We start from the raw sequence: 16310 nt of genomic DNA on the forward strand, positions 1-16310 counted from the left end.
CGCAGATGGCTTGGTCGAATAGCGGCGGAGTGGTTCTTTCAAACCGTGCCGACAAGCCTACAGCTGTCCACACCATCAAGCGACCACATTATCAAGTGACCCACACTATCAAGTGACTGGAGGCCTGTCATGTACACCGCCGGCGAAGAGGAAATCGAAGCCATTGCCAGGGTGATCCGCTCGGGCGCGCTGTTTCGTTACGGCAGGGACAGCGAATGCGACCGTTTCGAGGCCCGCTATGCGCAGCATCTTGGCGTCGAGCATTTCGCGCTGGCCGCCAGCGGCACCTATGGGCTCGCCGCCGGCCTGATCGGCCTCGGCATCGGCCCGGGGGACGAAGTGCTGGTGCCGGCGCACACCTATATGGCGACCGCGACCGCGGTGCTGTCGGTCGGGGCCATTCCCGTCATCGTCGACATCGACGAGAGCCTGACCATCGATCCCACCGCCCTGCGCGATGCCATCGGGCCGCGCACCAGGGCGGTCATCCCGGTGCATATGTGGGGCGCGGCCTGCAACATGAATGCGATCATGGACATTGCTGCCAAGCGCGGCTTGCTGGTGCTGGAGGATGTCTGCCAAGGCATCGGCGGCGGCTATGAGGGCCGCAAGCTCGGCTCGATCGGCCATGCCGGCGCTTATTCCTTCAACTACTTCAAGAACATGACCTCGGGCGAGGGCGGCGGTATCGCCACCAGCGACCCGAAAGTGGCGGAACGGGCGCGCTGCGCAATCGACCCTTGCCATTTCTACTGGCAGGGCAGAAGCGACAGCATCAAACCCTTCGCCGGCATCGGCGCGCGTGCTTCCGAACTGATGGGGGCGATGCTCAACGTCCAACTCGACCGGCTGGACGGCATCATCGAGGCGATGCGAGCCGAGAAGAAGACGGTGCTGGCCGGTACCCACCACCTTAGCAATCTTGGGCTGACGCCGTCGCCGATGAACAGCGCGGACGACGATTGTGCCGCACAGGTGATGTACCTGCTGCCGAGCGAGCAGGCGGCGCAGACTTTTTCGAAGACCATTCCGAGCGTCGTTGCCGGCAAGACCGGCCGTCACAATTTCACCCAGTGGGACCAGGTGCTGATGCATGAAGGGGCGCATCACCCGGCGCTCAATCCTTACGCACTGCCCGAGAACCAGGGCCTGCGGCTGGATTATCCCGACGACCTCGGCAAGCGCTCGCTCGACATCCTCAACCGCACCGTGATGGTCGCCATGAACCCGGCGCACAGCGATACCGACATTCAGGACATTATTCACAACATCGACGCGGCGGCGCGGGTGGCGCTGGAGAATGCTTCGCTCGATGATATCGAATTGCGCAAGGCGGCACCGGTTGATCTGCAGAAGTTCGACAGTGTGAACTAGACCAGATCCGGCGCGGTTTGCTACCCTGCGGTCGAGTTCCTTGTCCGGTGGCCGGCCGAGGATTCCGGCCGGCATAACCGGCCGCCAAAAAATCCGCGGGCCCGTGTCGGATAGGCCGGGCTCCGCTCGTCCTAGGGGGCATCGATCACCAACACGGAGGATTAACGATATGCCCGGCACCGTACGGCTGCACCGCGTTCTGACAACCAGCCCGGAGAAAGTCTACCGCGCGTTCCTTGAAGCGGATGCACTTGCGAAATGGCTTCCGCCGAACGGCTTCACCTGCACGGTTCATCACTTCGAGGCGAAAGTCGGCGGTGCGTTCAAAATGTCCTTCCGCAACTTCACCACCGGCGACAGCCACTCGTTCGGCGGCGAATATGTCGAGCTCGTGCCCAATGAGCGACTGCGTTACACCGACCGGTTCGACGACCCCAACCTGGCCGGCGAGATCGAGGTGACCGTGACATTGAAGAAAGTGTCGGTCGGCACCGAAGTGAATATCACGCAGGCAGGTATCCCAGACGCCATCCCGGTTGAGGCCTGCTATCTCGGCTGGCAGGAGTCGCTGCGAAATCTGGCGAAGCTCGTTGAACCCGAGATCAACCAGTAAGGTAAAGCGCTGCGCTGGCGGGTTGGCGTCGCTAACCGGAAACCCAGGGATGACGCCGGTCTTCCCACCCAACATGCGCCGGGGCCGGAAAGGCGGGATCGGCGAAGCAGCCGACCGCGACGGCGATCCATTCAGGCTTTCGCTCGGGCTCCCAGAAGACGCTCGAGCCGCAGCCCGGGCAGAAATGGAAAGTGACATGGTGGCCGCTCCGAGCAGATCGCCTGTAGGTACTGGCGTCGCCTTCGGCTTCTACCTTGTCGCGCGCAAAGAAGGCGGCGACGCCGTATGTGCTGCCGGTCCGTTTCTGGCAATCGAGGCAGTGGCACTGTGCGACCAGCTGCGGCTCTCCGTTACAGGAGATCCTCAGTTGCCCGCAGGCACAGGATGCGGTTCTCATGGCAATCCTCATGGTTCAGATGAATGCGTTGCCCGCCAATACCGGCGGTGGGCATGCTTCTGGTTTTCGGGGAGGTTCGGCCTTGGGAAGCGCGCTTTGCGCGAACGCCGAAAACAAGGACCGACGCCCCATATTCCTAATCACTGCGGGCGACCGACTCAACCCCGCGGTGAACGAGATGGAGAGCCTGGCTCTAGCTTCTATCCAATCTTAGGAACGCGGCGCGCAACGCCAGAACGGCGCGCAGGATCTGACGTTCGTCCATCGCCGCATAGCCGAGCAGCAGGCCGTGCTCGGGCTCAGTGGAATGATAGTTGATGGAGATGCCCTGAACGTCGAGCCCCTCCTTGAGGGCGGCGGCGACCACGTCGCTGTCCTTATAGGGCCTGACGAAGCTCGCCAGCAGCTGCATGCCGGAATCGTTTTCCGTGACGATCAGCCATTCGGCCAGATGCTCCTGGCACAGCTTGACGAAGTTCGCCTGCCGGCGCGCGTAGAGCCGGCGCATGCGCTTGAGGTGCGTGGCGAAATAGCCCTGCATGATGAAGTCGTTGACCGTTGCCTGCAGGATCAGCGGCGCGAACTGGCCGGTGATGCTCACCGCCCGGTCGAACGGAACCGACAATTCGCGCGGCACGATCAGATAACCGATGCGCAGCGCCGGAATCAGCGTCTTGCCGAAGCTGCCGATATAGACGACGCGGTCGGCATGGTCGAGCCCGCGCAGCGCCGGCACCGGCCGGCCGCGGAACCGGTATTCGCCGTCATAGTCATCCTCGACGATCCAGGCGCCGTTGCGTTCGGCGATGTCGAGCAGTTGCAGCCGCTCCTCGATGCGCATGATGGTGCCGAACGGCCATTGGCAGGATGGCGTCACATAGATTAGCCGCGGCGGCGGCAGCTCCGGATCGGCAAGATGCCAGCCGCGCCGGTCGACCTTCAACGGTGCCAGCTTGGCGCCGCTGGCGAGAAAGGCGCTTTTGGCGCCGAGATAGCCGGGCTCTTCCATCCAGACATGGTCGCCTTCGTCCATCAGCACGCGCGAGACCAGATCGAGCGCTGCCTGCGCACCGGTGACGATGATCACCTGGTCGGCGGTGCAACTGATGCCGCGCGACAGGCCGATGGTCGAGGCAATGGCCTGGCGCAGGCCGGGGTGACCGGCAAAGGAGAGATAACCAAGCAGACTATCGTCGCGGCTGCGTGCATTGCGCACCAGAAGGCTTGACCAGATGGTGAACGGAAACGATGCCGTTTCAGGCACGCCGGGATGGAAATTGATGACGCCGGCATTACGCGGCGGTTGCGGGCCGTTGACGATGGTCTGACCGCGCCGCGACAGCTTTTGCGGCGCTGCCAGTCCGGCGCGCAGGGATGCCAAGGGGCGGTTCTGCTGGATCGGCGCCACCCAGGTGCCCGATCCGGCACGCGCCTCGATAAAACCTTCGGCAAGGAGCTGGTCATAGGCGGCGATGACCGTGTTGCGCCCGACCTTCAGATCTTCGGCCAGCGAGCGCGTCGACGGCAGCAGCGTGTTCTGCGGGATCTGGCCGTCAAGAATGAAGCGTCGCAAGGCGCCGTAGATCTGACGATGCATCGGTTCTTCCGAAGCGCGGTCGACCGACATGATGTCGAGGGAAAGGCGCATGTGGTCGGGCAAGGCACTATCCCCCGACGAACCGGGCGGCGCGGGCGATCTTTTCCTCGTTGAGCCGGCAGACGGTGTCGAGCACCAGCCGCCTGGTTTCGGGACGGATCTCGCGGCTGTTCTTCAGCGCGCGATGCACGGTGGCGGCGCCAAGTTCCGCCTTCTCGGCAATCTCGCGGATGGTGCAAAGCCGTTCCATGCCAAGCGCAGCTTCGAAAGCCATATCGCTCCTCCTCGGTTGCATCAAGGCACGGCTTCCGGTCGGCCTCAAGCTTGAAAGTCGGGGTTTGCAATCCAGAGCCGGGATTCTGCGATCCGCGCCGCGCAGGGAGCAAGGCGGCGCGGATCGCCGGGCGCTTTCGCGTCGCTAACCCCATCGCGGCGCGCGCTCATCGTGTCCCCCGGCTCGCAAATGCGGGCCGGTCAGTTTGCCTGCCGCGTCGCCACTTCGAAGCCGGCCTCGCGGGCGGTGGCGAGCAGCGAGAAATAGCCCTTGCTGGCATAGGTCAGCGGATGCGCCTTGGCCGGATCCTGCTCGGCCTCGACAACGAGCCAACCTTCATAGCCGCGCGCGGCGAGGGGCTTCAGCAATGACAGGAAATCGACCGAGCCGTCGCCGGGCACGGTAAAAATGCCGTCCATTACCGCCGCCATGAAGCTCATGTCCTCGCGGCGTGCCCGTTTCAGCATCGCCCTGCGAACATCCTTGCAATGGAAATGCACGATACGGTCGAGATGCCGTTGCAGCAGCGATTGCGGGTCGCCGCCCGAAAACAGGCAGTGGCCGGTATCGAACAAAAGGCCGACGCTTCGGCCCGTCGCCGCCATCAGCCTGTCGACTTCATCGTCCGTCTCGACGATGGTGCCCATGTGGTGGTGGAAGGCCATGCCGACCCCGAATGCGGCCATGCGGTCGGCGAGGGCGGTCAGTTTCTCGCCATAGGACGGCCAGTCCCTGTCGGCGAGGCGCGGACGCTCGGAGATCGGTGCGAAAATGCCGTCATGGCGACCGCGCGAGGTGTCGGCGTAGACGACGATCCTGGCGCCAAGGTCTCGCAACAGCTGAAGATGTGGGGTGATCGCCGCGAATTCCTCGTCGACCGTGCGGTCGAGAATGCGGCCATCATACCAGCCGGAGACGAGTTCCAGGCCATAGGAAGACAGGAGCGGCCCAAGCACTTCAGCCTGGCGCGGAAATTTGCCACCGAGTTCGGTGCCGCGGTAGCCGGCCAGCGCGGTTTCCGACAGGCAGGTCTCCAAGGACGTATCCCCGCCAAGCGCCGGAACGTCGTCATTGCTCCAGGTGATGGGATTGATGCCGATCTTGACCGTCATGACGCCAGGCTTTTGCGGGCTTGGGAATACAAGCCGAGCCTGCAGACTGGCGACAAAGAGGCCCTGTCACTAGGTCCAGTTCAGCCGAATCTGGCAGAACCAGTCGATGGTAACCCATTCTAGTCTTCTTTTGGGCGGCCAAAAAGGGTGCGCAGTTCGTCCTTTGCGTCCTCCAGCACTTTCTTCTGCGCCGCCGGCAGGTTCTTGCCGGCGCGGTTAATGTAGAAATTCAGCATCGACATGGCGGATTGAAACGGCCCCGCCTTGCGCCGGTCGCTGTGCTCGGCCGAGCGCTTCAACGAGGCGGCGATCTTCTTGGGATCGTGGGATTCGAAGATGTGTTCCTCGAGGTCCAGCGCGTCGCTATGCCCGGTGACGTCGGCGGACCATTTCCGTTGCGCGGTCATGGCAAACTCCTTCCACTAGGTCGTTGCCGGGAAAACGTCTTATGGCGCACCCCTGTTCCACTTCGGCCCGAATCCCTGGAGCCACGGATTTGCCTGTCGTGGCGCTGCTCGGCGATGCGAATGCGCCGATAGTGGTCAGAACCGCCGATTCAAGAACTGCGGACAGGAAACGCTCTTGACCCCAATCGTCTCAAGCCAGGCAGGAAGTTCCGGCATCGACAGTGCCTATGCCTGGATACGGCTGGGCATCTCGATGCTGCTGGCAACGATCGGCGGGGTCGGCATGTGGGCGGTGGTCGTGGTGCTGCCTGCCGTGCAGGTAGAATTCGGCGTCGATCGCGCCGCTGCCTCGATGCCCTACACCGCGACCATGGTCGGCTTTGCCGCCGGCAATGTGCTGTTCGGCCGCGCCATCGACCGCATGGGGTATTGGATCCCGGCGCTGATTGCCGCGATTACACTTGGCGCCGGCTTCCTGCTGGCGTCGCTGACCAGTTCGATCCTGCAGTTCACCCTCGTCCAGGGCCTGTTGATCGGCGTTGGCTCGTCGGCGATCTTCGGGCCGTTGATCGCCGACATCTCGCACTGGTTCAACCGGCGCCGCGGCGTCGCGGTGACGGCTGCGGCATCCGGCAACTATCTCGCCGGAGCGATCTGGCCGACGGCGATGCCCTATGTCATGCAGACCGAGGGCTGGCGCTTCACCTATGCCGCGATCGGCGTTGTCTGCCTGGTCACCATGGTGCCCTTGATCCTGCTGCTCCGGCGCGGCGCACCGCCCCAGGCGGCTCCGGGATCGCCGGGCAGCCGCGTGGTTCAGCCGATCTCCCTGTCGCCGGCGGCCTTGCAGGCGCTGCTCATCGTGGCCGGGCTCGGCTGCTGCGTGGCGATGTCGATGCCGCAAGTCCATATCGTCGCCTATTGCATTGATCTCGGCTACGGCGTGGCGCATGGCGCCGATATGCTGTCGATCATGCTGGCGGCGGGCGTCGTCAGCCGGCTTGGCTCGGGTTTCCTTGCCGATCGCATCGGCGGTGTGAAAACCCTGCTGATCGGCTCGGTGCTGCAATGCCTGTCGCTGTTGTTCTATATCCCGTTCGACGGGCTTGCCTCGCTTTATGTCGTCTCGCTGGTTTTCGGCCTGTCGCAAGGCGGCATCGTGCCCTGTTATGCGATCATCGTGCGCGAATATATGCCAGCCAAGGAAGCTGGCCAGCGCGTCGGCATCGTCATGATGGCGACCATCTTCGGCATGGCGATCGGCGGCTGGATGTCGGGCTGGATCTACGATCTGACCGGCTCCTATGCCGCCGCGTTCCTCAACGGCATTGCCTGGAACCTGCTGAATATTTTGGCCATGGTGCTGCTGCTGTGGAAGGCCCGGCGCAGCGCTGCTGTGGCGGCCTGAAGCACAGCGGTACGGATACAGTCTCTCCGGCCGTCGCTTGACAACAGCCGAAGGCTGCGCGACGCCAGACAAGGTGTGGCAACGGGCCAGTTTGGCATGGCAGCAGTTTCAAAAACGCTGAACATCGTTTCACGGTCGCGTATGGGCGGTTGCCCGGCGTCCGGACGAGTACGGTGATCAAGCCGCGCTCACGCCGCGGCGGCGGCCGCCCGACCATCGCCGACGTCGCCCGCAAGGCCGGCGTCGGCGCCATTACCGTATCGCGCGCCCTGCGTGAGCCGGGGCGTGTCTCGGAAGATCTGCGCCGCCAGATCGAGTCGGCCGTGAACGAGCTCGGCTATGTGCCCGACCCGAATGCGCGGGCGCTGGCTTCGGCGCGCGCCGAGGTCTTTGGCGTTCTGGTGCCGTCGCTTACCAACAACGTCTTTGCCGAAGTGGTGCGCGGCATCTACGACAGCCTGTCGGACGGCCCTTTCCGGATTCAGCTCGGCAACACCCACTATTCCGGCCTTGAGGAAGAGCGGCTGCTGCAGGTGTTTGGCCCGCAACGCCCGGCGGCGCTGATCGTGGCCGGCATCGACCAAACGCCGGCCTCGCGAAAACTGCTGGAAACGGCAGGCTGTCCGGTGGTGCAGGTGATGGAGACCGGGCCCGATCCGGTCGACATGATGGTCGGTTTCTCACATTTCGAGGGCGGCAAGGCGGCTGCGGAACATCTGATCGAGGCAGGCTATCGCCGGATCGGCTTCATCGGTGCGCGCATGGATCCGCGTTCGCAGCGGCGGCTCGCCGGCTATCGCGCGGCGATGGAGGCGGCCGGCCTGTTCGATCCGAGGCTCACCACCACGACGCCGGTGCCCTCCAGCGTCACCCTCGGCCGCGAATTGTTCCGCGACGCGCTGGCCAAGGTGCCGAGCCTCGATGGGGTGTTCTGTAACAATGACGATATCGCCCTTGGCGTGCTGTTCGAATGCCACCGCGCTTCGATCGCCGTGCCGAAGACGATCGGCGTCGTCGGCTTCAACGATCTCGACATGATGGAGGTGGCGTTTCCGTCGGTCACCAGCGTTCGGACGTATCGCTACGAGATCGGCCGGCGGGCGGTCGCCATGGCGCTTGCGGCGATCGAAGGCAACAGGCCGGAACAGCGGGTCGTCGACCTCGGCTTCGAACTCAAGCGGCGTGAAAGCACGGCGCGCTGAAAGCTCGAAAAAAGGGTCCGGCGATCCGGTAGTACTCGAGCACCATCGCGATGCGCCGGAGGTGTTCGAGGAACTGAGTAGGTCTCGGACACCTACGCAGGCCAGGTTCCATGAACATCTGGGCGACTTCCTATGGGAAAATCCGGAGGCCGAACCGCTTCATTGAGGCGCATGGTTCTCCAGACGGCAAGGTCGTTCTTGGCCCAGTTCTCCACAATCTGGCGGTCTTCATCGGAAAGAAGGAGCGCAAGGCTCGCCAGTACATCGAATACGCCAGCTGAGTAGCCACGGCGGTACATGTGTTCCAGTTTTGGATCAATATGTCCTTCCATCATTGGCTCCCCACATCCAGCGTTGTTCTGCGCAAAGCGACGAAACAGTAATGCGTTTCATAGACGCTGTCGCCGTTTTGGATGCAACGGATCGACGGGTGGCGCAGGTGTCGTCGCGACCTCGGCTTCGAACTCAAGCGGCGTGAAAGCACGGCGCGCTGAAGCGCGCTTCAACGCAATGGCGCTTTACACTACGTCATGGTAGCGCTACCAGTTATCGCCGGGCGGTACTTCGCTCAGAAGATGGGGGGCTGTTTATTATACATAAGCGACAGCTCATGCTTGTTTATTATGTATAATATGATAGTTTTTGCGGGACTAGCCGGGCAACAAAGGAGGGGATCGGGTCGGCATTCGGCCACCTGAACGCGCGACGGGTACGGCGGGAAGTGCCGGGCCGGAAAAGCGCAAATTCATCGGCGTAACAACAAACAAAACTGCAACTGGGAGGAATATCGATGATCAAGTCACTCGTTGGCGGTATCGTTGCCGCCACTGCTTTCGTCATGCTGAGCTCGTCGGCGATCGCCGATCCTGAAATCGTCAAGGGGCCATCGGCCGAGCCTGACTGCTTCGCGCCCTGGTCGGCCGATACGCAGTTCTTCAAGTTCCCCAAGAAAGACGGCCCGTACCGCATCGCTCTGGCCAACGGCTATATCGCCAACACATGGCGCATCCAGATGGTGCAGACGGCAAAGGCCTATGCAGCGCAGCCGGAGGTCGCGGCCAAGCTCAAGGAATTCAAGGTGGTCTCGACCGGCGAAGACGTGCCGGCCCAGATTTCGGCAATCAACAATTTCATCGATTCCGGCTATGACGCGATTGTCGTCAACGCCCAGAACCCGACCGCATTCGGTCCTGTCATCAAGCGGGCCAAGGAAGCCGGCGTGGTGCTGGTCGCCTTCGACAACATCCTCGACACCAAGGATGCCATCAACGTCAATGTCGACCAGAAAGGCCTTGGCGAATTATGGGGCAACTGGCTGGTCAAGCACGTGCCGAACGGCGGCAAGGTGCTGGAAGTGCGCGGCGTCGCCGGCACATCCGTCGATACCGACCGCCATAACGGCATCCACGAGGTTCTCGACGCTTCCGGTAAGAAATGGGATGTCACCGAGGTCGTCGGCAAGTGGGATGACGGCGTTGCGCAAAAGGCTACGGCCGATGCCATTGCCACCAACGGCCCCTTCGACGGCATTACCGGACAGGGCGGCGATACCGGCATCGTGCAGGCGATGATCGATGCCAAGCATCCGTTCGTGCCGTTCGGCGGCGAGACGGAGAACGGCTTCCGCAAATTCTGCGCCAAGTTCGCCGCTGACGGCCTGAAATGCTCGTCGGCCGGCACCGGCCCGGCGCAGGTCGCGGTTGCCATCAAGACGGCGATTGCAGCACTTGAAGGCCAGGTCGTGCCGCAAGCGGTCAAGCTGCCGCTGGCGATCGTCGAGGATCCGAACTTCAAGGCAGGCCAGGACTACTTCCCCGACCAATCCGACAATTTCTTCGTCGGCAATTCCTTCCCGACCTGCGGCATCAATTTCACGGCGCAGGAAATCATGGGCCAGAGCAAGGAAAACCAGTAAACTCCGACAGCCCGACGCCGCGGGTGCTACGGCCGCGGCGGCGCCCGACATCCTGATTGCCAAGCGCCTGGGGAGGGCCGATGGACGGTGCGGTTCCGCTCTTCCGCATGGAAGGCATATCCAAGCGCTATGGCGGCGTGCGGGCGCTGGAGAAGGCCGAACTGTCGGTCACTCCAGGCAGCATCCACGCCATTCTCGGCGAGAACGGCGCCGGCAAATCGACGCTGATCAAGGTCATGGCGGGGGTCGTCGCGCCCGACGAGGGCCGCATGATGCTGGACGGAAGCGAAGTTACCTTCGCTTCGCCGGCCGCTGCCAACCAGGCCGGCATCGTCTGCATCTTCCAGGAACTGTCGCTCGTCCCCGAACTCAGCGTTGCCGACAACATCGTCATTTCCGATCCGCCGAAGCGTTTCGGCATGATCGACCGCAAGGCGCAGCGCCGCATCGCCGAAGAAGCCCTGGCTCGCGCCGGCGCTTCCGATATCCATCCGCTGGCGCTGGTCAAGGATCTTCCCCTTTCAAGAAGGCAGATGGTCGAGATCGCCAAGGCACTGGCGCGCAAGCCACGCATCCTGATCCTCGACGAGGCGACCTCGGCGCTGACCGCGGCCGACGTCGCCAGAGTTTTCGCCGTGTTGAAGCGGCTGCGTTCGGAAGGGCTGGCGCTGCTCTATATATCGCACCGCATGAACGAGATCGCCGAGTTGGCCGACCAGTGCACGGTGTTCCGCAATGGCCGCAATGTCGCCAGCTACGCGGCCGGTACAAAAAGCGACAACGAGGTCGTCGAACTGATGATCGGGCGCGAATACAGCCACGTCTTTCCGCCCAAGCCCGCGCGGGCGGCTGCCGCAGCCACGCCGGTTCTGGAGGCGCGCAGCCTGTCCTGGACGGATCGGCTGCACGATGTCTCGCTATCGGTCGGGGCGGGCGAGGTGGTCGGGCTTGGCGGCCTCGACGGCCAAGGCCAGCGCGAATTGCTGCTCGCCTTCTTCGGTGTGCTGCGTGGCCTGTCGGGCCAGATCCTGATCGACGGCAGGCCGGTGGCGATCGCCAGCCCGGCCGCGGCGCGCGATGACCGGATCGGCATGGCGCTGATCCCGGAGGACCGCAAGACCGAGGGGCTGATGCTGCCGATGACGGTGCGCGAAAACCTCTCATTCGCTGCCCTCGACCGGCTGTCCAGGGCCGGCATCATCGATCGCGCCGCCGAGCAGCGGCTGATCGACGATATGGTGGGTCTCCTGGCGATCAAGACCGCCGGCCTCGACATTCCGGTCGGCGCGCTATCCGGTGGCAACCAGCAGAAGGTCGTCATCGCCAAATGGCTGATGCGGCAGCCGCGCATCATCCTGCTCAACGATCCGACGCGCGGCATCGATGTCGGCACCAAGCAGGAGCTTTACCAGTTGATGCGCAAGCTTGCCGACCAGGGTGCGGCGATCCTCTTCTATTCGACCGACTATGACGAGCTGATCGGCTGCTGCGACCGCGTGCTGGTGCTCTATGACGGCGCGGTCAAGCGCGAACTGGTCGGCGCCGAAATCACCGAGCGGGCGCTGATCGCCAGCGCGCTCAACATTCACGAAGAGATGCCAAAGCAAGGAGCGGACGCGTGAAGGATTGGCGCTACTGGCTTGCCGAACAGCGCGGAACGCTGCTGGCGTTCGGCATCTTCGTCGTCATGTTCGTCATCTACACCTCGAACCATCCGGCGGGCTTCACCGCCAACGTCGTGCAGACGGCCTCGAACAAGGGCGTGCTGCTCGCCTTCGTCGCCATGGCGCAAACGCTGGTGGTGATCACCGCCGGCATCGATCTTTCGGTCGGCATGATCTTCACCCTGACCAACTGCCTGGCGTCGTGGCTGGTCGTCGGCACCGGCATCGAGACCGCCTTCGGCGTCATCGCCGTGCTCGGCACCGGCCTGCTGTGCGGGGCAATCAATGGCGCCATCGTCATCTATGGACGCCTGCAGCCGATCGTCGCCACCATCGCCACCGGTGCGGTCTATTTCGGCATTGCGCTGCTGCTTCGGCCGTTTCCGGGCGGCTCGGTCAATGAAGGGCTCGCCGATGCGCTGACCGGGCGCCTGTTTGGTATTGTGCCGGCGAGCCTGGTGGCGCTGCTGGCGGTCGTGCTTGTCGTCTGGGTGCCGTTCAGCCGGTCGGTGCTCGGCCGCGCCGCCTATGCGGCCGGCTCCTCGGAGATGGCGGCCTACATGTCCGGCGTGCCGATCCGGCGTGGAAAGTTCGCCGCCTATGCGCTTGCCGGTCTGCTTGCCGCGATCGGCGGGCTGTTCCTGACGTTCTTCACCTATACCGGTGATGCGGCCTATGCCAGCGGCAACGCCTATACGCTGTTTTCGATTGCCGCGGTCGTGCTTGGCGGCGTGTCGCTGTTCGGCGGCAAGGGCAGCGCCATCGGCGCGATCTTCGGCGCGCTTGCCTTCCGCACCATCGGCGACCTGCTGTTCGTCTTCGATTTCGATCCGCTCTGGCAGCCCCTGTTCCAGGGCGTCATTCTGCTGATCGCGGTCAGCCTCGGCGCCTTCGCCCTGTTTCGGGTCCGCAACCGGCTGGAGTGGTTCCTGTGAGCGAAACGACTGTGAGTGGTCTCGCCGGCCGCATGCCGAAATTCCTCCGCCGCGCCGACCCGGCGGTGCTGACGGCGTTCGCCTGTATCGTGCTGCTGCTGTTCCTCGGCAGCCTCTATTCGCGCAGCTTCCTGTCGCCTGAATACCTTTTGCAGCAGCTCAAGGTGGCGTCGTTTCTCGGCGTCATCGCGACCGGCATGATGCTGGTCATCCTGCTCGGCCAGATCGACCTGTCGGTGCCCTGGTCGGTGGCGGCCGGCGCGATGATGGCCTGCGCCGCGGCCGCATACGGCCCGGTCGGCGTGGCGCTTGCCATTCCGTTCGGCATCTTCTGCGGTGTTCTGATCGGCATCGTCAACGGCATCGGCGTTGCCTATCTGCGCATTCCCTCGATGATCATCACGCTTGCCACCAACGCCGTCGCGCAGGGGCTGATGGTGGTCTATACGGGCGGTTTCTCGCCGCAGGATTCGGCGACCGGTGCGATGCGCTATCTGGCGACCGGCTTTGCCGTTCCTGCCGTGCCCAACGCCGTCCTCATCTGGGCGCTGATCGGCGCCGCAATGGTGTTCGTGCTGACCCGCACCGGCTTCGGCCGCACCGTTTACGGCATCGGCAATCGCGAGCGTGCCGCCTATCTTTCCGGTATCGACACGCGGCGCGTGGTGATGATCGCCTTTGCGGTTTCGGGCGGGCTCTCCGCCTTCGGCGGCGTGCTGTTGGCCGGCTATGCCTCCAAGGCGGCACAGTCGATGGGCGACGCCTATCTGCTGCCGTCGATCGCCGCGGTTGTGCTCGGCGGCACGTCGATCCTCGGTGGGCGCGGCTCCTATCTCGGCACAGTCGCCGGGGTAATCCTGATCACGCTTCTGCAGTCCATTCTCTCTGTCATGCAGATGCCGGAGGCGGGACGGCAGATCATCTACGGCGTCGTCATCGTCGCCATGCTGCTGCTCTATGGCCGCGCGCCGGCAAGCCGCTGACCTGCATGACCGGTAAAGACGTGGCATATAAGCCGGCGAGCACTGTTCGAACGATACCCGCCATCGTGGTGATGGGGGTTGCCGGCTGCGGCAAGTCGGTTGTCGGCGAAGCGCTTGCAGCGGCATTGGGCGCCGTCTTTATCGAAGGCGACAGGCTGCATCCGCCCGAAAACGTCGCACGCATGGCGAGCGGCCAGCCGCTCACCGACGCGCTGCGCGAAGGCTGGCTCGACGCGATCGGCCAGCGGATGGCCGCGTCGGTCGCAAGCGGGCAAGGTGTGGTCGCCGCCTGCTCAGCGCTGAAACGCAGCTACCGCGATCGCCTGCGCGGCTTTTGCGCGGATATCGTTTTCGTTTACCTGGAGATCGACCCGGCAACAGCAAAACAGCGCGTCGGCAATCGCAAGGGTCATTTCATGCCGGCAAGCCTGGTCGACAGCCAGTTCGCCACGCTCGAGGCGCCAGCGGCGGACGAGGCGGCAATGGCCCTGGATGGCACGCGTCCGGTCGCCGACACCGTCGCGACTGCCTTGAGCCTGCTCGCGCGCTAGATTTGCGACGTCAGTTCGACTGGGAAATCGTCATTGTCGGCGTCGCGCATGGCCGCGAGGCTGCGGTTGTCCAGCACCTCGGCGATCGCCTGCCGGACCTCCAGCATCATGTGCCGAACCTGGCAGGTCGCCTCGTCGCAATCCTCGCAGCGCTGGTATTGCGTGCGGCTGGCGCAGGGGATCGGCGCCAGCGGCCCGTCGAGGACACGCACGACATGGCCGATCTTGATCTCGGAAGCCGGCCGGGCAAGGCGGTAACCGCCTTCCTTGCCCTTGCGGCTCTGGACGAAGCCGGCGTTACGCAACTCGCCCAGGATGGCATCCAGGAATTTCTTGGGGATGTTATTGGCGACCGCAATGTCGTTGACGAATGCGAGCTGGCCGACCGGCAGGCCCGACAGATGCACGAGGGCCTTGAGGCCGTATTTGCCTTTTTTGGTAAGCATGCCCCGAGTCAACCCATGAAGCCCCAACCACCTGCGTCTGGCGGCTGTTTGTGTGCAAATCATGACGGTTTGATCACGCGAAGCCGTTCGCGAAAACAAGCCGTCCGTTCTCACGGTAGGCACAAACGCGTTGATTCTTTGTAACCTTTTGGACGGAATGCGCCCGGAAAGTGCCAGAAATCACCTTTCGCGGCGCGAAAGCAAAGAAGCCGGCAAAGCCGGCTTCTGTCAAAGTTGGAGGATCGCCTCAGCGGCTGCCATAAGTCTGGTCGAGCAGGCCGCCCGCTGCAAAGTGCTCGGCCTGGACCTTGGCCCAGCCGCCGAAGACCTCCTCCACCGTCAGCAGGCGGACATCGGGAAACTCAGCCTTATATTTGGCGGCGACCGCCGCGTCCCGGGCCCGCAGGCCGTTGCGGGCGGCGATGTCCTGGCCCTCCGGTGTATAGAGGAAGTCGAGATAGGTCTTGGCGAGATCGCGCGTGCCATGCTCGTCTGCAACCGTGTCGACGATCGCCACCGGAAATTCCGCCAACAGGCTGACCGAAGGCGTTACCTGCTCGAACTTGTCCTCGCCATACTCCTTGCGGACGCCGCGCGTTTCCGACTCGAAGGTGATGAGTACGTCGCCGATTTCGCGCTGCACGAAAGTGGTGGTCGCGGCGCGCCCGCCGCTGTCGAACACCGGCACGTTGTTGAACAGCTTTGTCACGAACTCCTTCACCTTGGCATCGTCGCCCTTGAAGGCTTCCTTGGCGTAGGCGGTGGCCGCGAGATAGGTGTAGCGCGCATTGCCCGATGTTTTCGGATTAGGGAAGATCACCTGGACGTCGTCGCGCACGAGATCGTTCCAATCCTTGATGTGCTTTGGATTGCCGGCGCGCACCAGGAAGGAGGGCAGCGAATAGAAAGGCGAGGCGTTGTCCGGAAAGTCCTTCTGCCAGTCGGCGGAGATGAGGCCCTTCTTGACCAGGAAGTCGATGTCGATGACCTGGTTGAACGTGACCACGTCGGCGCCGAGGCCTTCGGCGATGGCGCGTGCTTGTGCCGAGGTTCCGGCATGCGACTGATCGATGGTGACGCCGGGGTGGCCGGCGACGAACGCCTTGTTGACCTGCGCAAACAGTTCGCGCCCGACATCATAGGAAGCATTGAGCAATTTGTCGGCCGACCAGGCTTGGGAGGATGCGAGGAAGAGGCCGGCCAACGTGGCGATGCCAAGCAAAAATCGCTTCATGAAAACAGGCTCCAATGCCATGAGCTTAATGCCGGACCATAGCGGCAAGGCATCGTGCGCGACGAGGCACGCAGAGCGGCCGCTCCACGTTGTCGATAGAAGAAATATTCCCGCTGTGGGCGATTTCTGGTTTTTTCTTTCAAGCAGAGTCTCAGGACAGCTTGGCAGCGGCGCCGATGCCGTCGGCGTGCACGATGG

Annotated in this window: 17 protein-coding genes; 9 read left to right on the top strand and 8 right to left on the bottom strand. The window is 63.4% G+C overall.

Going from position 1 to position 16310, the window contains the following annotated elements:
- Positions 1-129 precede the first annotated feature (129 nt).
- Together NKJ15_RS28205 and NKJ15_RS28210 are read left to right on the top strand one after the other, a co-directional pair.
- Positions 130-1374 carry a DegT/DnrJ/EryC1/StrS family aminotransferase gene (locus NKJ15_RS28205; protein WP_352819106.1) on the top strand — a complete coding sequence of 415 codons (1245 nt, stop codon included), beginning with the start codon at positions 130-132 and terminating at the stop codon, positions 1372-1374.
- 169 nt (positions 1375-1543) lie between these two features.
- Entirely contained in the window at positions 1544-1987 is a 444-nt protein-coding gene (locus tag NKJ15_RS28210) for an SRPBCC family protein (protein ID WP_352542451.1), read from the top strand.
- A 31-nt stretch (positions 1988-2018) separates the two neighbouring features.
- Here the strand turns inward: NKJ15_RS28210 and NKJ15_RS28215 are convergent, their stop codons facing one another.
- The 5 genes from NKJ15_RS28215 to NKJ15_RS28235 form a co-directional block, all read right to left on the bottom strand.
- On the bottom strand, positions 2019-2384 hold the full coding sequence (locus NKJ15_RS28215; RefSeq protein ID WP_352465253.1) for a GFA family protein: 366 nt from the start codon (positions 2382-2384) through the stop codon (positions 2019-2021).
- Between the two features lie 193 nt (positions 2385-2577).
- Positions 2578-4044 (bottom strand): rhizopine catabolism transcriptional regulator MocR, encoded by a 1467-nt coding sequence (gene mocR / locus NKJ15_RS28220; protein ID WP_352740684.1) that lies wholly within the window; start codon positions 4042-4044, stop codon positions 2578-2580.
- A gap of 4 nt (positions 4045-4048) precedes the next feature.
- Complete coding sequence (locus NKJ15_RS28225; RefSeq protein ID WP_352453276.1) at positions 4049-4255, bottom strand: LacI family DNA-binding transcriptional regulator; 207 nt, start codon at positions 4253-4255, stop codon at positions 4049-4051.
- A 200-nt stretch (positions 4256-4455) separates the two neighbouring features.
- On the bottom strand, positions 4456-5367 hold the full coding sequence (iolE, locus tag NKJ15_RS28230; RefSeq protein WP_352740682.1) for a myo-inosose-2 dehydratase: 912 nt from the start codon (positions 5365-5367) through the stop codon (positions 4456-4458).
- Positions 5368-5486: 119 nt separating this feature from the next.
- Positions 5487-5774 carry a DUF3175 domain-containing protein gene (locus NKJ15_RS28235; protein WP_352819108.1) on the bottom strand — a complete coding sequence of 96 codons (288 nt, stop codon included), beginning with the start codon at positions 5772-5774 and terminating at the stop codon, positions 5487-5489.
- A gap of 175 nt (positions 5775-5949) precedes the next feature.
- On the opposite strand from NKJ15_RS28235, the gene NKJ15_RS28240 reads away from it, so the two are divergent.
- The gene (locus NKJ15_RS28240; RefSeq protein WP_352819110.1) at positions 5950-7182 is read left to right on the top strand and encodes an MFS transporter; all 1233 of its coding nucleotides are present in this window, start codon (positions 5950-5952) and stop codon (positions 7180-7182) included.
- Positions 7183-7355: 173 nt separating this feature from the next.
- Positions 7356-8384 (top strand): HTH-type transcriptional regulator GntR, encoded by a 1029-nt coding sequence (gene gntR, locus NKJ15_RS28245; RefSeq protein ID WP_352819112.1) that lies wholly within the window; start codon positions 7356-7358, stop codon positions 8382-8384.
- Between the two features lie 92 nt (positions 8385-8476).
- Here gntR and NKJ15_RS28250 read toward each other — a convergent pair whose 3' ends face one another.
- On the bottom strand, positions 8477-8719 hold the full coding sequence (locus NKJ15_RS28250; RefSeq protein ID WP_352819114.1) for a hypothetical protein: 243 nt from the start codon (positions 8717-8719) through the stop codon (positions 8477-8479).
- Between the two features lie 455 nt (positions 8720-9174).
- Between NKJ15_RS28250 and NKJ15_RS28255 the strand changes: the two genes are divergently transcribed.
- From NKJ15_RS28255 to NKJ15_RS28275, 5 genes are all read left to right on the top strand, one after another.
- The gene (locus NKJ15_RS28255) at positions 9175-10299 is read left to right on the top strand and encodes a sugar ABC transporter substrate-binding protein (RefSeq protein ID WP_352819115.1); all 1125 of its coding nucleotides are present in this window, start codon (positions 9175-9177) and stop codon (positions 10297-10299) included.
- A gap of 80 nt (positions 10300-10379) precedes the next feature.
- Positions 10380-11921 (top strand): sugar ABC transporter ATP-binding protein, encoded by a 1542-nt coding sequence (locus NKJ15_RS28260; protein ID WP_352819117.1) that lies wholly within the window; start codon positions 10380-10382, stop codon positions 11919-11921.
- Entirely contained in the window at positions 11918-12898 is a 981-nt protein-coding gene (locus NKJ15_RS28265; RefSeq protein ID WP_352684752.1) for an ABC transporter permease, read from the top strand. Before NKJ15_RS28260 ends, NKJ15_RS28265 begins: the two co-directional genes overlap by 4 nt.
- Entirely contained in the window at positions 12895-13881 is a 987-nt protein-coding gene (locus NKJ15_RS28270; protein ID WP_352465244.1) for an ABC transporter permease, read from the top strand. The genes NKJ15_RS28265 and NKJ15_RS28270 overlap by 4 nt, the downstream gene beginning before the upstream one ends.
- A 71-nt stretch (positions 13882-13952) precedes the next feature.
- The gene (locus tag NKJ15_RS28275) at positions 13953-14432 is read left to right on the top strand and encodes a gluconokinase (RefSeq protein ID WP_352819146.1); all 480 of its coding nucleotides are present in this window, start codon (positions 13953-13955) and stop codon (positions 14430-14432) included.
- Here the strand turns inward: NKJ15_RS28275 and NKJ15_RS28280 are convergent.
- Positions 14429-14878 (bottom strand): RrF2 family transcriptional regulator, encoded by a 450-nt coding sequence (locus NKJ15_RS28280; protein ID WP_006202816.1) that lies wholly within the window; start codon positions 14876-14878, stop codon positions 14429-14431. The genes NKJ15_RS28275 and NKJ15_RS28280 overlap by 4 nt on opposite strands.
- Before the next feature lie 247 nt (positions 14879-15125).
- A complete protein-coding gene (locus tag NKJ15_RS28285; protein WP_352473511.1) occupies positions 15126-16112 on the bottom strand; it encodes a sulfate ABC transporter substrate-binding protein in 987 nt (328 codons plus the stop codon).
- Positions 16113-16310 lie beyond the last annotated feature (198 nt).

Origin of the sequence: Mesorhizobium sp. M0207 (genome assembly GCF_040321995.1) — a bacterium.
Lineage (GTDB): Bacteria > Pseudomonadota > Alphaproteobacteria > Rhizobiales > Rhizobiaceae > Mesorhizobium.

What these genes read in the sequence shown, in the direction of transcription:
- NKJ15_RS28250 (WP_352819114.1), bottom strand. Translation starts at nt 8,719, where the DNA reads ATGATGGAAGGACATATTGATCCAAAACTGGAACACATGTACCGCCGT.
- NKJ15_RS28225 (WP_352453276.1), bottom strand. Translation starts at nt 4,255, where the DNA reads ATGGCTTTCGAAGCTGCGCTTGGCATGGAACGGCTTTGCACCATCCGC.
- NKJ15_RS28280 (WP_006202816.1), bottom strand. Translation starts at nt 14,878, where the DNA reads ATGCTTACCAAAAAAGGCAAATACGGCCTCAAGGCCCTCGTGCATCTG.
- NKJ15_RS28215 (WP_352465253.1), bottom strand. Translation starts at nt 2,384, where the DNA reads ATGAGAACCGCATCCTGTGCCTGCGGGCAACTGAGGATCTCCTGTAAC.
- NKJ15_RS28255 (WP_352819115.1), top strand. Translation starts at nt 9,175, where the DNA reads ATGATCAAGTCACTCGTTGGCGGTATCGTTGCCGCCACTGCTTTCGTC.
- iolE (WP_352740682.1), bottom strand. Translation starts at nt 5,367, where the DNA reads ATGACGGTCAAGATCGGCATCAATCCCATCACCTGGAGCAATGACGAC.
- NKJ15_RS28210 (WP_352542451.1), top strand. Translation starts at nt 1,544, where the DNA reads ATGCCCGGCACCGTACGGCTGCACCGCGTTCTGACAACCAGCCCGGAG.
- NKJ15_RS28285 (WP_352473511.1), bottom strand. Translation starts at nt 16,112, where the DNA reads ATGAAGCGATTTTTGCTTGGCATCGCCACGTTGGCCGGCCTCTTCCTC.
- NKJ15_RS28260 (WP_352819117.1), top strand. Translation starts at nt 10,380, where the DNA reads ATGGACGGTGCGGTTCCGCTCTTCCGCATGGAAGGCATATCCAAGCGC.
- NKJ15_RS28235 (WP_352819108.1), bottom strand. Translation starts at nt 5,774, where the DNA reads ATGACCGCGCAACGGAAATGGTCCGCCGACGTCACCGGGCATAGCGAC.
- NKJ15_RS28205 (WP_352819106.1), top strand. Translation starts at nt 130, where the DNA reads ATGTACACCGCCGGCGAAGAGGAAATCGAAGCCATTGCCAGGGTGATC.
- NKJ15_RS28275 (WP_352819146.1), top strand. Translation starts at nt 13,953, where the DNA reads ATGGGGGTTGCCGGCTGCGGCAAGTCGGTTGTCGGCGAAGCGCTTGCA.